This window comes from Streptomyces sp. NPDC002209, from assembly GCF_042890265.1.
Taxonomy (GTDB): Bacteria; Actinomycetota; Actinomycetes; order Streptomycetales; family Streptomycetaceae; genus Streptomyces.
The window spans coordinates 124145-138236 of record NZ_JBIARX010000006.1 but is presented as its reverse complement, the minus strand read 5'-3'; the positions used below and the strand labels follow the sequence as shown (position 1 = coordinate 138236).

The 14092-nt window shown below is 72.1% G+C and carries 13 protein-coding genes and 1 tRNA gene; 9 read left to right on the top strand and 5 right to left on the bottom strand.

What is annotated here, in order from left to right; genetic code table 11:
• Window position 1: 1 nt before the first annotated feature.
• On the bottom strand, window positions 2-1606 hold the full coding sequence (locus tag ACFYXK_RS14505; RefSeq protein WP_389411436.1) for a PP2C family protein-serine/threonine phosphatase: 1605 nt from the start codon (window positions 1604-1606) through the stop codon (window positions 2-4).
• A gap of 406 nt (window positions 1607-2012) precedes the next feature.
• On the opposite strand from ACFYXK_RS14505, the gene ACFYXK_RS14500 reads away from it, so the two are divergent.
• Together ACFYXK_RS14500 and ACFYXK_RS14495 are read left to right on the top strand one after the other, a co-directional pair.
• On the top strand, window positions 2013-2711 hold the full coding sequence (locus tag ACFYXK_RS14500) for a bifunctional DNA primase/polymerase (protein WP_389411435.1): 699 nt from the start codon (window positions 2013-2015) through the stop codon (window positions 2709-2711).
• A 154-nt stretch (window positions 2712-2865) separates the two neighbouring features.
• Window positions 2866-3444 (top strand): hypothetical protein, encoded by a 579-nt coding sequence (locus ACFYXK_RS14495; protein ID WP_389411434.1) that lies wholly within the window; start codon window positions 2866-2868, stop codon window positions 3442-3444.
• 181 nt (window positions 3445-3625) lie between these two features.
• On the opposite strand, the gene ACFYXK_RS14490 is transcribed toward ACFYXK_RS14495, so the two are convergent.
• The 3 genes from ACFYXK_RS14490 to ACFYXK_RS14480 all read right to left on the bottom strand — a co-directional run bounded on the left by ACFYXK_RS14490 (window position 3626) and on the right by ACFYXK_RS14480 (window position 6312).
• Window positions 3626-4600 carry a DUF5926 family protein gene (locus ACFYXK_RS14490; RefSeq protein ID WP_389411433.1) on the bottom strand — a complete coding sequence of 325 codons (975 nt, stop codon included), beginning with the start codon at window positions 4598-4600 and terminating at the stop codon, window positions 3626-3628.
• Window positions 4601-4838: 238 nt separating this feature from the next.
• Window positions 4839-5441 carry an ATP-binding protein gene (locus ACFYXK_RS14485; RefSeq protein WP_389411432.1) on the bottom strand — a complete coding sequence of 201 codons (603 nt, stop codon included), beginning with the start codon at window positions 5439-5441 and terminating at the stop codon, window positions 4839-4841.
• A gap of 85 nt (window positions 5442-5526) precedes the next feature.
• Window positions 5527-6312, bottom strand: coding sequence for a glycerophosphodiester phosphodiesterase (locus ACFYXK_RS14480; protein ID WP_389411655.1), 786 nt, complete (start codon window positions 6310-6312; stop codon window positions 5527-5529).
• Window positions 6313-6547: 235 nt separating this feature from the next.
• Between ACFYXK_RS14480 and ACFYXK_RS14475 the strand changes: the two genes are divergently transcribed.
• From ACFYXK_RS14475 to ACFYXK_RS14445, 7 genes are all read left to right on the top strand, one after another.
• A complete protein-coding gene (locus tag ACFYXK_RS14475) occupies window positions 6548-8104 on the top strand; it encodes a trypsin-like peptidase domain-containing protein (protein WP_389411431.1) in 1557 nt (518 codons plus the stop codon).
• Between the two features lie 119 nt (window positions 8105-8223).
• Window positions 8224-9129 (top strand): LysR family transcriptional regulator, encoded by a 906-nt coding sequence (locus tag ACFYXK_RS14470; protein WP_389411430.1) that lies wholly within the window; start codon window positions 8224-8226, stop codon window positions 9127-9129.
• A 97-nt stretch (window positions 9130-9226) separates the two neighbouring features.
• Window positions 9227-9781: a cysteine dioxygenase gene (locus ACFYXK_RS14465; RefSeq protein WP_383507133.1), complete on the top strand. Its 555-nt coding sequence runs from the start codon at window positions 9227-9229 to the stop codon at window positions 9779-9781.
• Window positions 9781-10839, top strand: coding sequence for a YeiH family protein (locus tag ACFYXK_RS14460; protein ID WP_389411429.1), 1059 nt, complete (start codon window positions 9781-9783; stop codon window positions 10837-10839). Before ACFYXK_RS14465 ends, ACFYXK_RS14460 begins: the two co-directional genes overlap by 1 nt.
• A gap of 180 nt (window positions 10840-11019) precedes the next feature.
• Window positions 11020-11991, top strand: a complete 972-nt coding sequence (locus tag ACFYXK_RS14455) for a trypsin-like serine peptidase (RefSeq protein WP_389411428.1) — start codon at window positions 11020-11022, stop codon at window positions 11989-11991.
• Window positions 11992-12030: 39 nt separating this feature from the next.
• Window positions 12031-12115: transfer RNA gene (locus ACFYXK_RS14450), tRNA-Ser, on the top strand.
• A gap of 325 nt (window positions 12116-12440) precedes the next feature.
• Window positions 12441-13010, top strand: a complete 570-nt coding sequence (locus tag ACFYXK_RS14445; protein WP_389411427.1) for an RICIN domain-containing protein — start codon at window positions 12441-12443, stop codon at window positions 13008-13010.
• An 84-nt stretch (window positions 13011-13094) separates the two neighbouring features.
• On the opposite strand, the gene ACFYXK_RS14440 is transcribed toward ACFYXK_RS14445, so the two are convergent.
• Window positions 13095-14069, bottom strand: a complete 975-nt coding sequence (locus ACFYXK_RS14440) for a GlxA family transcriptional regulator (protein ID WP_389411426.1) — start codon at window positions 14067-14069, stop codon at window positions 13095-13097.
• Window positions 14070-14092 lie beyond the last annotated feature (23 nt).

The following is a 14092-nucleotide window of genomic DNA, read 5'->3' as shown; positions in this document are numbered from 1 at the left end:
ATCAGTCAAAACGGGCGGCGAGCAGGACGATGTCCTCCACCCCGTCCTCCGTGGCGGCCATGGCGGCGGTGGTCCCGGTGGCGGCCGCGGCAACCGCGGATCCGGCGGGCGCGAGCGCCGGGTCGTCCTCGGGCAGCACCGTCCGCAGGATGTGGTCGCAGACGGCCGCCGGGTCGTCCCGGATGCCCCGGGGCACTCCCGCAGCCGCGGCGTGCAGCCGCGCGTAGGCCCGGTCCATCGGGTCGCCGGTCCGCCGCAGCAGCCCGTCGGTGTACAGCAGCACCGTTTCTCCGGGTGCAGGTTCGATCTCCACGCTCGGCGCTTCCCAGCACGACAGCATCCCGAGCGGCGCGGAGAGCGAGGTCTCCACGTACTCCGTGCGGCGCTCGCCGACGAGCAGCGGCGGGGCGTGCCCCGCCCCGGCCAGGATGATCTTCCGCTGGGCGGGCTCGCAGTACGCGAAGAGCGCGGTGGCGCAGCGCGCCGGCTCGGTCAGGCGCAGCAGCAGCTCCAGATCGGAAAGGACCGCGACGGGGTCCTCCCCCTCCATGACGGCGTACGCGCGCAGCGACGCCCGCAGCCGTCCCATCGCGGCGACCGCGCTGGCCCCCGCCCCGGTGACGGAGCCGACGGCCAGCCCCAGGGCGCCCTCCGGCAGCGGCAGCGCGTCGTACCAGTCGCCGCCGCCGAGCGGTCCGGTGTGGTGGCGGGCGGCGAGCTGGACGCCGGGGATCCGCGGGAGCCGGCTGGGCAGCAGTTCCTCGGCGACCGTGGCCAGCCGGCTGCGGGAGCGTTCCACCTCGAGCATCCGGGCCAGGTGTTCGGCGGCGTGCCGGACGTAGAGCCCGGCGAGATCGCGCTGACGGTCGCTCGGCTCGGCCGGCTCGTCGTAGAGCCAGACGGCCGCGCCGAGCCGGCCGGTGGCCTCGGCGGTGAGCGGGACGGCGTAGCTCGCGGCGTAGCCGAGCCGGGCGGCGACCTCGCGGTGCCGGGGGTCGACCGGCGTTCCGTACCCGCACGAGCCGGGGGCGGCGTCGGGTTCGGGGAGCACCTCGGAGCCGCCGTGGGCGTCGGGGAGCCCGTCCAGGATCCGGCCGTACGACGTCGCGGCGCGCGGGACGGTCTCGATGTGCCCGAGGTCCGCGCGGCCGAGGCCGAGGCCGATCGTGGCCGTGGGGCCGAGCCCGTCGGAGGGCTCCAGGACGATCAGGCCGCGGCGGGCGCCGACGAGTGCGGCTCCGGCGCGCAGGAACTCCTGGAGGGAGGAGTCGAGGTCACGGGCGCGGGCGAGGCGTTCGGTGAGCTCGTGGAGGGTGGTCAGATCGGAGACCATCCCCGCCAGGCGGTCCTGGATCAGCGTGCTCGGTCCGGGGACCGGTGCCGGGGCCGGTGCGGGGGCTGTTCGGGCGGGCGTGGGCGCCGCAGTCTGCGGGACCGCGGTAACTGCTGGATCGATTCCAGCCACTTTCGGCAGATGCGGGGCGCTCATGGCGTCCGCCTTTCCACCTGGTGCGATTCGCCATATAGCATCGCAAACCCCCAGATCGTGCTGCGCCGCCATCAATGAATCCACATCTACACGCACATGAGGATCGATGTCCAGCATTGCCCAGGTGGGAATCCTGGTGTCCGTGGGGCTGCAACTCACTGTCCAGCCAAGGCTAGAACTTGGCCGGAAAAAGCTGGAAGCGGACGGTTTTTGCGATCGACTGGTCAGGCGCCGGAGTGGCTCCGGGTACCTAGTCGGTGGTGCCCGGGGAGAGTTGGCGCAGCCCGGTGGTCGCCGGGAACCGCCCGGCACGGGCCGTCGTCCTTAGCGGCGGCAGCCGGTCTCGGTGCCGGCGTGGGTCGCGTTCCGCCCCGCCGGACGTTTCATGGACCCGTAAGAAAACTGCACGAACCGTGTGAACCTGCTTCCGGCGGACAGTGACGCGAAACGTGTACGTGTGGTGAGACACCGGTTACATGGTGTGATGTGGCCCTCGGCGTTCAACGGAAAGGAACGAGCGCTCATGCGCGAGATCCTCGGAAGGCGTCTCCAGCGGCTCCGCAATCGCCTGAAATCCCTTCGCCCCGCCCCCGGGCAGAGCGGTGACCAGGCCCTCCTCGATGCGGCGCTCACCTGCGCCACCGTCTGGCAGTGGCCGGTGCTGCCCGGCGTCGGCCGCTCCGGCGCCGACAGTGTCCGGTGCGCCTGCCCCGACCCCGACTGCGTCGTTCCCGGCGCCCACCCCTTCGACCCCGGGCTGCTGGCGGCCACCACCGACCCCCGGATGGTGGCCTGGTGGTGGACCAACCGGCCCACCGCCCCCGTCCTGCTGGCCACCGGCGGGTCCGCGCCGTGCGCCGTGAGCCTGCCGGCCGCCGCGGCCGCGCTGGCCGTCGTACGGCTGGACGCGCAGGGGATGCGGCTGGGTCCGATCGTGGCCACCCCCACCCGGTGGTCGCTCCTGGTCGCGCCGTACTCGCTGGAGCGGCTCGGCGAACTCCTGTACGCCAAGGACCACGTGCCCTCCGCGCTGCGCTTCCACGGCGAGGGCGGCTACCTGTTGCTCCCGCCCTCCCCCGCGTCCGGCGGCGGGCAGGTGCGGTGGGAGCGCGAGCCCTCGGATGCCGGGGGCCTGTGGCTGCCGGAGATCGAGGCCGTCGTTGACGCGCTGGTCGAGGCGAGCAGCGGAGCCTCCGGCGGCGGCAGCAGGCTCGCGTACTGATCACGCACGGTGGGCGTACGGCCCGCGCGCGAGCGGCCGTACCGTCGCTCCGGCCGCTCGCCGATCACTCGTACGGGTGCCAGCGGGACGAGTTTCCAAGGGAATTGGGCGCGGGGATCTCCGCGCCCCATTCCCGCATCGCTATGTTCGCCGAATGAATCTCCGCTTGATCGGTATCAGCGCGGGTGTGCTGATCATCTTGTCGCTCCCGCTGGCAGGAGCGATCGCCGGACCGGATTTCGCCGGTCAGGACGACGGAAAAGGCGGCGGGTTGCTCTCCTCGCTCGGGTTGGCCGATCCGGCGGGCGGATCCCGTACGCCGGCACCCGGCGCCCCGCCCGCGCGGCAGGCCGGGCCGCGGCAGCCGGGTCCGTCCGAGCAGCCGCGTACGGACTCCCGGTGCGGCCCCGAACTCTCCTCCCCGCAAGGCGTGGAGGCGCAGACCTGCATCCTGGCGGGCGAGGGGCGCACCTGGGGCCGGAGCTACTACCGCAACACCAGCGGGCGCGCCTTGGACGCCGTCCTGACGGTGATGGGGCCCGCCGGGCGCACGGTGCAGATCCGGTGCGCGGTCGGGGCGGGCGACGAGCCGGGACTCTGCGAGACGCCGAGGGAGGACTCGGCGGGGGCGCCGGACGCCTACTCGGCCGTTGCGGAGTTTGCAGTTCCGGATGATGAAGGGCGACTGCTGCTGCGGTCCGGGAGCAACTCACCGGCACCGGCCGACGGTTGAGCGACGGCGGAAATGGAAGGGCCCGGTCGCTGGCGACGGGGGATGCACCAGCGACCGGGCTACAAGAACGGTAACAAGAGATCGCCTGTTCGCAAATTCGATCTCTGATATTCAGACACCGATTTGCAGGCGATTAGCGGGAGTTGTGACCCCAGTCACCGGTCCTGCAGGGGCTCGGCGGTCAGCTGAGGGTGACCTGGCGGTTGGTGAGTCCGCCGCGCGCCCGGCGCTCCTCCGCGGTCAGCGGGGCGTCCGCGGCCAGGGCCGTGGCCAGCCGCTCCGCGAACTCCGCGGCAGGCTTCTCCACGTCGTCGGCGCTCACTCCGGTGGGCAGGTCCCAGACGGGGACCATCAGGCCGTGCGCCCGGAAGGAACCGACCAGTCGGGTGCCTTCGCCGAGCGAGGAGGTGCCGGCGGCGTGCAGCCGCGCGAGGGCGTCGAGCAGCTTCTCCTCGGGGTGCGGCATGACCCAGCGCAGGTGGTTCTTGTCCGGGGTCTCGCACCAGTAGGCCGCGTCCACGCCGGCCAGCTTGACCGTCGGGATGGCGGCGGCGTTGGCGCGCTCGAGGGAGGCGGCGATCTCGGGGGAGGCGCTCTGGGCGCTCTCCGCATCCGGAATCCAGAATTCGAAGCCGCTGTGCACAACCGGCTCGAAAACGCCGTCCGTGTCCAGGAGATCCTGAAGTCGCGGACCCTCGGCGGGAACACGGCGGGCCGGAATCGGGGTACCCGGTTCCGCGACGAGCGCGCGCTCCAGCGTGTCGGCCATGTCCCGGGAGAGGTCCCCGGTGGTCGAGTCGTTCTGCAGGCCGAGCAGGACGGACCCGTCCTCGCGGCGCAGCGCCGGCCAGGCCATGGGCAGTACGGTCACCAGCGTGACGGAGGGGACGCCCTCGGGCAGGCCGTCCTTGAGCGTGAGCGGGATGGTCGCCGCGGGCACGAGCTCGCGCAGCGCGACCCAGTCGCACTCGCCCGGCAGGCCCTCGAAGGGGCGTGCCACGTGCTCGGTGACGGCGTGCGCGGCGGCTGCTCCGTGGCAGGCCTTGTAGCGGCGCCCGGATCCGCAGGGGCAGGGCTCGCGTGCGCCCACCACCGGGATCTCCCCGTTCTTGAGCTGCGGCTTTGCAGTCTTGGCTGCGGGGCGCTTCTTGGCCATCGTGGGTGTCTCCCGGTTGCGGCGGTACGGCGTTGTGTCTGGGCGCGAGCCTAGCCGTTCGTACCGCTGCAACCGGGAGGCTGCGGCCGGGAGCACGGTCGGCGTGCGCTCCCGGCGGCCGCTCGTTCGGATGGCCGGTGGTGCGGGTGCTGCTGTCGGGGATCCGGGTCGGGCCCGCGTCGGGGGTCCGTGCCGGGATCCGGGTCGGGTCCGCGCCGGGGTCCGGGTCGGGATCCGGTCACGGATGCAGATCGTCGAAGGCCGTGCTGAAGTCGATCGCCGGGGGCGCAACGCGCGTAGCGAAATCGTCGTGCCGGGGCCCACATGCAACGGTCACCCATACGGTGACCTCGCCTGCCGCTCCGTCCCGGACACCCCAGTCCTGGGCGAGGGCGCTGATGATGTTCAGCCCCCGGCCGCCGCGCGCGGTGACCGAGGGCGTGGCCGGAACCGGGCGGGTGGGACCGCCCCCGTCCGTGACCTCGACCGTCAGCCGCCCCGCCTTGTCGATGCGCCATGCGGCGCGTATCTCCCCGTCGCCGATCTCCCCGGCGCCCAGCGGTCTGCCGTGCCGGCAGGCGTTGCTGAGCAGTTCGGAAAGGATCAGTACGGCGTCGTCAACGACCGATTCGGACACCCCGCTCATGCGCAACTGCTCGCGCATGCGGCGTCTCGCCTCGCCCACGCCCGCAGGACCATGGCATACGTCCATGCACGACGACGTGGGCACTTCCTGTGCCACCACCAACGCCACCCCCGGAACCTCCTTAGCCCCACGCCATGGTCTGGATGCCCCAATGGCCTGGACCGGAAACCGACCACGCGGAGCCCTCTGACGCATTCATGACCAGCGATTGCGGAGCGGATGCGCCGGGGCACACCCTGTCACGTGCGCGGCGTGCGGGACGGGTGGGCAAATGGGGACGTCAGCGCCCCAGCTGTGACAGAACTTGGCGCGGCCTGTTCGTAATGATCGCTTCCACACCCAGATCAGCGCAGAGCTGAACGTCTTCCGGTTCGTTTACGGTCCATACGTGTACGGAGTGGCCCGCGCCCTGGAGCTTGCGGATGAACCCGGGATGGCTGCGCACGATGCGCATCCCGGGACCGGCGATCCGCACCCCGGCCGGCAGTCGCCCGTCGCGCATCCGGGGCGAGATGAACTGCATCAGGTACACGGTCGGGATCGTCGGCGCGCCCGCCCGCACCCGGTGCAGGGAGCGCGCGGAGAAGCTCATGACGCGGACCGGGTGCGGGCCCTCGGCGGGCGGCGCGTCCAGCCCGAACCGCTTGAGGAGGAAGAGGAGGCGCTCCTCCACCTGTCCGGCCCAGCGGGTCGGGTGCTTCGTCTCGATGGCGAGCTGCACCGGCCGGCCGGCGTCGGAGACCAGCTCCAGCAGCCGCTCCAGGGTGAGCACGGAGGTGCGCTCGGGGTCGGCGTCCCAGTCGGGGGACTCCTCGCGGTCCTTCCAGGAGCCGAAGTCGAGGGCGGCGAGGTCGGCCAGCTCGAGGGCGGAGACGGCGCCGCGGCCGTTGGACGTGCGGTTGACCCGGCGGTCGTGGACCAGGACCAGGTGGCCGTCGGCGGTGAGCCGGACATCGCATTCGAGGGCGTCGGCGCCGTCCTCGATGGCCTTTCGGTAGGCGGCCAGGGTGTGCTCGGGGGCATCCTCCGAGGCGCCGCGGTGGGCGACGACCTGGATGGGCGGCATTGCGTGGGTCACCGGGTCATGGTGCCACCGAGAAGGCGCCCGGTGTCGGGATCCGCCCTCGGGATGCGTCCGAAATGCCGGAGATAAAGGATGGGGGAGATACACAGGTCCGGCTTACAGTGCTCTGACGGGTCATGGGGAAGGCTTTTCCCAGGAACTTGTGCGGCGCGTCGAACGTTCAGTCGAGCCGAACGTCAGTTTGTCTGAAGTCGTGTGTGACGAGGAGAAGAGCGCTGTGAGCACCGAGAACGAGGGCACCGCGGCCCCGACGCCCCCCGCGGCCCCGTCGGCACCCCCGGTAGCCGCTCCCGCCCCCGAGACGTCTGCGGCCGCACCGGCTGCAGAGGCCCCCGCGGGCGCCCCGGCACCTGCCCCGACGGCCGAGCACGCCGCCACCACGCATGCCCCCGCGCCGGCCGTGCCCGCCGCGGAACCCGTCACCCAGCAGCTCCCGCCGACGCCCGCGCCCGGCGCCGAGCCGACCCAGCAGCTCCCGCCCACCCCCGCCCCGGCGCCGGACTACGGCCAGGCCCCTGCGCCGCAGGGCCCTGCCGCGCACGGCGCCGAGGGCTGGCCGCCCCCGCCGCCCAGCGTCCCGGCGTACGGTTCCGGCGGCCACGGCGGCGGCGCCTGGGGTGCGCCCCTGACCACGGGCGGCATGCCGCCCGCCAAGCCGAAGGGCAAGGGCGGCCTGGTCGCCGCCGTGCTCGTGGCGGCCCTCCTCGCGGGCGGCGTCGGCGGCGGCATCGGCTACTGGGCCGCCGAGCGCAACGACAACGGCTTCGGCTCGACCACGATCACCGCGGGCAACACCCCCAAGGACCTCAAGCGGGAGGCCGGTTCCATCGCGGGCCTGGCCGCGGGCGCGCTGCCCAGCGTCGTCACCATCGAGGCCTCGGCCGGCGACGGCGAGGGCGGCACGGGCACCGGCTTCGTCTACGACCAGCAGGGCCACATCCTCACCAACAACCACGTGGTGGCCTCCGCCGCGAACGGCGGCAAGCTCTCGGCGACCTTCTCCGACGGCAAGAAGTACGACGCCGAGGTCGTCGGCCGGGCCCAGGGCTACGACGTGGCCGTGCTCAAGCTGAAGAACCCGCCGGCCGGGCTCAAGCCGCTGCCGCTCGGCGACTCCGACAAGGTCGCGGTCGGCGACTCGACCATCGCGATCGGCGCCCCCTTCGGCCTGTCGAACACGGTCACCACCGGCATCGTCAGCGCCAAGAACCGGCCGGTGGCCTCCGGTGACGGGTCCGGGAGCAAGAGCTCGTACATGAGCGCGCTCCAGACGGACGCCTCGATCAACCCCGGCAACTCCGGCGGCCCGCTGCTCGACGGGCGCGGTGCGGTCATCGGCATCAACTCCGCCATCCAGTCGGCCGGCAACGGCGGCTTCGGCGGCGGCCAGGCCGGCTCGATCGGCCTCGGCTTCGCCATCCCGATCAACCAGGCGAAGAACGTCGCCGAGTCGCTGATCAAGACGGGCAAGCCGGTCTACCCGATCATCTCGGTCTCCGTGGACCTCCAGGCCAAGTCCGACGGGGCCAAGATCTCGGAGCAGGGCGCGCCCGCCAACGAGCTGGTCGACCCCAACGGTCCGGCCGGCAAGGCGGGCCTCAAGCCCGGCGACGTCATCACCCAGTTCGGCGACAAGCCGATCGACAGCGGCCCGACCCTGATCAGTGAGATCTGGACGCACAAGCCGGGCGACGTCGTGAAGCTGACCTACCTGCGCGACGGCAAGCCGAACACCGTCGACATCACGCTCGGCTCGCGGGTCGGCGACAAGTAACCACGGCCCCACGGCCGGCCCCGCCCGCGGGGACCGGCCGGGACCGCTGGCCTGATGGTGAGGGGCCGTGGGCGCGAATCCGCCTACGGCCCCTCCCAATGTCCGCTTATGCTTCCCACGTGTTCGATTCGCGGCACATACGTACTTTCCATGAAGTGGTCACCCACGGGTCCTACTCGGCGGCCGCTCGCGTCCTCGGCTACACCCAGCCCGCCGTCACCCAGCAGATGAAGGCGCTGGAACGCGCCGTCGGCACCCCGCTGTTCACCCGGGTCGGCCGCAAGATGCAGCTCACCGAGGCCGGGGAGTCCATGGCCCGGCATGCCGAGTCCATCCTCGGCAGTCTCGCCGCCGCAGAGGCCCAGCTCAAGGCATACGCACGGCTGCGCACCGGGCGGGTACGGCTGTGCGGCTTCCCCAGCGCCAACGTCACGCTGGTCCCGGAGGCCCTGAGCGGCCTGGCCAAGGAGCACCCGGGCATCCAGGTCGAGCTGCTGGAAGGGGAGCCCCCCGAGTCGCTGCGCAGGCTGGAGCGCGGGGAGTGCGACATCACCCTCGCCTTCACCTATCCCGGGCTCCACGAGGAGATTCCGGAGGAGGTCGCCGAGGTCAGACTCATGGAGGACCAGCTGACGGTGCTGCTCCCGACCGGGCACCCGCTGGCCCGGCGGCGGGCCGTGCACCTGGCCGACCTCGCGGAGGAGCGGTGGATCGCCGGCTGTCCGCGCTGCCGGGCGAACCTGCTGCACGAGTGCGCCGAGCTGGGCTTCGTGCCCGACATCCGGTTCGCCACGGACGACAACCTGGTGGTGCAGAGCATGGTCGGGCAGGGCCTCGGCGTGGCGATGATGCCCGCGCTGGTGCTGCCCTCCCTCTCCCTGAGCAAGGTGTGCGGGCGGGCTCTGCAGCCCGCCGCACGCCGGCACATCGCCGCGTACGTCTACCGCGACCATCTGCGGATCCCGGCGACGTCCGTGGTCCTCAACGCGCTGAAGCAGGCGGCCTCCAACCGCGTCGGCTGCTGAGGCCGGCGGCTCCTCCCCCGAATCCATAAGCGCTGCTTGGGATTTCAGGTGAGAACTGTCGTTGGACGTGATGGGACGGCTGCTCGACGCTGCCCTTATGACCACCACTACGCCGGCCCGTACGACCGCGAGGATGGCCGCCCTCGTCAGTGAGATCCGTACGGTCGTGGACCGGGGGCTGGCCCCGGACCTGACCGCCTACCTCGTCGGCGAGCGCGTCGCCCCGCATCTGGGCACGGCCGACCTGCTCACCCCCGAGCAGCGCGAGGGGCACGCAGACCGGTACCGGCAGCACGTCCTGCACGCGGAGCCGGACGGCAGCTTCTCGGTGGTCGCCCTGGTGTGGCTGCCCGGCCAGGAGACCGCCATCCACGACCACGTCTCCTGGTGCGTGGCCGGGGTGCACGAGGGCGAGGAGAGCGAGCTCCGCTACCGGCTGGCCCCCGCCGCGGGAGAATCCTGCGCCCGGCTGGTGGCGACCGAGCAGGTGGTCAACGGCCCCGGCGACGTCTGCGGATTCGCCCCGCCCGGCGATATCCACAAGGTCCGCAACTCCTGTGGCACCACCGCGATATCCATTCACGTCTACGGTGCCGACGTCATCCGCCTGGGCAGCAGCGTCCGCCGCGTCTACACGCTCCCCACCGACTGATGGCCCTGCTGAACCGCCCGGTACGCGGGGCGGAGACGGAGCGGGCACGCCGTGTTTCACGTGAAACATCCTCGTCCTGGCCGGGGTTGGGGCTGGCAGCCGTCGGCGTACTGGTGGCGTGGTGCGTGCACCGGCTGGTGCCCGACGTACCCATGCTGACGGCGTCGGTGGTGCTCGGCATCGCGGTGGCCCATCTCCCGGGCATACGCGAGGTCGTACGCGGAGCAGCTCGGCCAGGGCTTTCGCTGGCCGGGCGGCGGCTGATGCGGATCGGCATCGTCCTGCTGGGCCTGGGGCTGGGCCTGGACCAGGTGCTCCGGCTGGGCTGGGCCACGGTGGCGATGGTGGCAGCGGTGGTCGCCGCCACCTTCTTCGGCACGCTCTGGCTGGGCCGCAGGCTCGGGCTCCCCGGCGACCAGCCGCTGCTGATCGCCACCGGGTACTCGATCTGCGGGGCGTCGGCGATCGGCGCGGTGAGCCAGGTGTCCGGCAGCGACGAGGAGGACGTGGCCGCCTCGGTGGCGCTGGTGACCCTGTGCGGGACGCTGGCCATCGCGGTCCTCCCCCTCCTCCAGAGCCCGTTGGGGCTCTCGGACCCGGCCTTCGGGCGCTGGGTCGGCGCGAGCGTCCACGACGTCGGCCAGGTGGTCGCCACCGCCCAAACGGCCGGTCCGGGCGCGCTCGGCGAGGCCGTCCTGGTCAAGCTCATGCGGGTGGCCCTGCTGGCCCCGCTGGTGGCCGCCGTGGCCTTCTCCGTACGGGCACGCCGGCAGGGTGTGCGCACGTCCTCGGGCCGCCGCCCGGCGCCGGTGCCGCTGTTCGTGGCCGGGTTCCTGGCCGCGGCCGGGCTGCGCGCCACCGGGGTGCTGCCCGACGCGGCACTGGAGTGGGCCCACACCGCGCAGGAACTGCTGCTGGCGGCGGCCCTGTTCGGGCTCGGCAGCGCCGTGGACCTCCCCCGGCTGGCCAGGACCGGCGGACGGGCCGCGGTACTGGGGCTCGGCGCCTGGATCGTGGTGGCCGGCGTCTCGTACGCGGGAGTGCTGCTGACGATGTGACCGCAGGACATTTTCCATCGACGGGAGTTGGCCAATTCCTGGCCGGAACCGACCGAACGTTCCGACCGTCTCCTGACTTCTCGTGCCGCGCGTGCGACTCTGCGGCCGATCCGCACCGACAGCTCTTCACCCCCACCCTGCCCGCTCCGACGGGACCGGGCACGGCAGAAGGAGTCATGCGTGAATCGTCATCGCACGGCAGCATCGGTCCTCATGGCGGCGGGCGCCCTGATCGCGGGCGCGCTGACGGCGGCCACCCCTTCGGCCGCCGCGGACGCCCCGGCCTCGTTCGAGCAGCAGCACAGCCGGGGTTTCTGGACCGCCGAGCGGATGCGCAGCGCCATCCCGCTGGACGTGACGGCGGCGCCCGGCGCCGGGCGTGCGCGGGTCGCGGCCTCGGAACGGCCCATGGCGGTCGCCCCGACAGCGCCGTCCTCCGCGGCGCCCCTCGCGGCCGCCTCCCCGACCGCGTTCCCGCAGGCGGGCGGCGCGTGGACGGGCGGCGGCGCGGTGGTGAAGACCTCGGGCCGGGTCTTCTTCACCTTCGGCGACAGGACCGCGTCCTGCTCCGGTGACTCCATCACCAGCGCCAACGGCAGCACGGTCATCACCGCCGGCCACTGCGTGAAGTACCAGGGCACCTGGCACACCAACTGGATCTTCGTTCCCGCGTACGACAACGGGAACGCGCCCTACGGCCAGTGGTCGGCCACCAAGACCTTCGCCACCGACCAGTGGGCCGCCAGCGAGGACATGAACATGGACGTCGGCCTCGCCGTCGTCGCCCCGCTGAACGGCCAGAAGCTGAGCCAGGTCGTCGGCGCCCAGGGGATCCTGTTCAACGGTGGCTACAGCAAGAAGATGTACTCCTTCGGCTTCCCGGCGGCCGCGCCCTACGACGGCACCAAGCTGGTCTACTGCAGCGGGAACTCCAGCAAGGACTTCCTGCTGACCAAGGACCACGGCCTGGGCTGCAACATGACCGGCGGCTCCAGCGGCGGCCCCTGGTTCCAGGACTTCAACGAGTCCACGGGCCTGGGCACCCAGGTCTCGGTGAACAGCTTCGGCTACACCTTCCTGCCCAACCGGATGTTCGGCCCGTACTTCGGCAACGAAGCGAAGGCGGCCTACGACAAGGCCCAGAATTCCTGACCCAGCCGCCCCCCACCTGCCGGTACTCTGTACCGGCCAGGTGGGTTGCCCGAGCGGCCTAAGGGAACGGTCTTGAAAACCGTCGTGGCGCGAGTCACCGTGGGTTCAAATCCCACACCCACCGCACCAGGTCAGACGACGCGCTGACCAGAAGGGGCGCCCCTCACCAGGGGCGCCCCTTCGTCGTGCGCACCGTCTCACCTCGATCCGCCAGTGTCGCGCCGTCGACCAGCGTGTGTGGACCAGGCGTGGACCGTGGTCCGCAGTGGGTGAAGTCGACGGATGTCCTGCCGGCAGGGCTGTTGTGCGTACAGGGGATCGTTTCTGCGATTCCTGTTCGGGCGTGGCGGGGGAAGCCGCGCAGGGGTGTGTGGAAGCGTCCCAGCCGTTCCCAGGCGGAGGCGGCGTTGCCGCGCTGCCCTGCCCCCCTTCCGGAAGGACGACTTGTCATGCGCAAGCGAAGGTTCTCGCTGCTCGCCGCCGTGTGCGCGGCGGTCCCGATCGTGTTGGCCGGCGCCTCGCCGGCGTCGGCGGATTCGCTCATCAACCAAGATCTGGTGAACAAGATGCACGGCAGCCGCCTGGCGCTGGGCGCGGACAGTACCGCAGAAGGGGCCGAGGTGATCGCGCTCCGCGGTACCCGCTGGGACAGCTACATCACGGAGGCGTGGGACTGGGAAGGCGCCTACGACAGCACCAACCAGCTGTGGACCGCGACCCTGCGCAACCGTGCCGCGAACCGGTGCATCGAGCCCGAGTCGACCAACCCGGTCCGGGGGAACCGCGTCGTGGTACGCGCATGCGACGGCTCGGACCAGCAGAAGTGGAGCCTGCGCCTGGAAACCAAGGGCGGCAACCCAGAGCGCTGGTGGATCTGGCGTCCACTGAAGAACGTGGACGTCGCCATGGCCCTCCAGAACACCAACAACGACCAGTGGGACACCGTCCGCCTGGACTACTCGTACCCGAGCGACGACCGCCTGTGGCAGACCGGGCCCAACAACCAGTCCTGGTGGTAGGGGGCAGCCGACAGGGCGGTCCTTGATCCACCTGCGCATGTGAAGGCACATAAGAGGGGCGCCCCGTGATGGGACGCCCCTTCGTCATGTGCGGGGTGCGTCCGGGGTGCGCAGGCGGCCCGGGGTGGTGCCGAGCCGCTGTCGCAGCAGGGTGGTGAGGCTCGAGGCGTTCTCGTAGCCGACGCGGCGGGCCACGGCCTCGGTAGGCAGGTCGGTGGTGCGCAGCAGGTGGGCCGCCTGTTCGAGCCGGATGGTCTGGGCGAACCGCAGCGGCGACACCCCCAGTACCCGGTCCACGGCCCGCTGGAGGGTCCGTTCGCTCGCGCCGACCGCCCGGGCCGCGTCGGCCATCCGCAGGGGCTCGCCGATGTGCCGGCGCACCCACCGTTCGAAGGCGCTGACGGTGGGATCGGTGCGGGCGAGGTGGCTGGGGATCGCGTAACCGGCCTGGGTGGGCCGGTCGTCGACCACCAGGTAGCGGGCCGTGAGCTCGGCCAGTACCGGGCTCGCCTGCCGGACCAGGGCGAGTGCGAGGTCGAGGTGGGCCATGGCGGCACCGGCGGTGATCACCCCGTCGGCGTGGGCCAGCATGTTGCTCTCGTCCAGCGCCACCTGCGGGTAGGCCTGCCGGAAGGCCGGGGCCAGCCACCAGCTGGTGGTGGCACCGAGTCCGTCCAGGACCCCCGCCTCGGCGAGGAGGAAGGTGCTCGTGCAGGCCGCGGCCAGGGGGACGCCGTCGGCCCGGGCCCGCCGCAGGGCTTCGCGTTCCGGCCCGCGCTCCGCCGACGCCACCCAGTCCAGCAGTGGTTCGGGCTGCTTGGGGCCGGCGCCGGGCACGACGAGGAGATCGGGCCGGGGCGCGTCCTCGACGGCGACGGCCTCGATCACGTGCCCGGAGGCGGTGCGTACGGCGCCGGAGCTGCCGACCCGGGTCAGCTCCCAGCGCGGCGGGGGATGGGGCAGCTCGGGGCGCAGCTCATTGGCCATCTGCAGGACGTCGAGGACCGTGGCCAGCCCGGAGTCGAAGAGGTCGTCCATGACCAGCACCGAGATCCGCATGTCGGAAACGGTAAAGCATCCGG

Excerpts from the sequence above, each read along its gene's own strand:
- ACFYXK_RS14445 (WP_389411427.1), top strand. The coding sequence starts at position 12,441 with ATGCGCAAGCGAAGGTTCTCGCTGCTCGCCGCCGTGTGCGCGGCGGTC.
- ACFYXK_RS14490 (WP_389411433.1), bottom strand. The coding sequence starts at position 4,600 with ATGGCCAAGAAGCGCCCCGCAGCCAAGACTGCAAAGCCGCAGCTCAAG.
- ACFYXK_RS14495 (WP_389411434.1), top strand. The coding sequence starts at position 2,866 with ATGAATCTCCGCTTGATCGGTATCAGCGCGGGTGTGCTGATCATCTTG.
- ACFYXK_RS14460 (WP_389411429.1), top strand. The coding sequence starts at position 9,781 with ATGGCCCTGCTGAACCGCCCGGTACGCGGGGCGGAGACGGAGCGGGCA.
- ACFYXK_RS14480 (WP_389411655.1), bottom strand. The coding sequence starts at position 6,312 with ATGCCGCCCATCCAGGTCGTCGCCCACCGCGGCGCCTCGGAGGATGCC.
- ACFYXK_RS14485 (WP_389411432.1), bottom strand. The coding sequence starts at position 5,441 with ATGCGTCAGAGGGCTCCGCGTGGTCGGTTTCCGGTCCAGGCCATTGGG.
- ACFYXK_RS14500 (WP_389411435.1), top strand. The coding sequence starts at position 2,013 with ATGCGCGAGATCCTCGGAAGGCGTCTCCAGCGGCTCCGCAATCGCCTG.
- ACFYXK_RS14440 (WP_389411426.1), bottom strand. The coding sequence starts at position 14,069 with ATGCGGATCTCGGTGCTGGTCATGGACGACCTCTTCGACTCCGGGCTG.
- ACFYXK_RS14505 (WP_389411436.1), bottom strand. The coding sequence starts at position 1,606 with ATGCTGGACATCGATCCTCATGTGCGTGTAGATGTGGATTCATTGATG.
- ACFYXK_RS14465 (WP_383507133.1), top strand. The coding sequence starts at position 9,227 with ATGACCACCACTACGCCGGCCCGTACGACCGCGAGGATGGCCGCCCTC.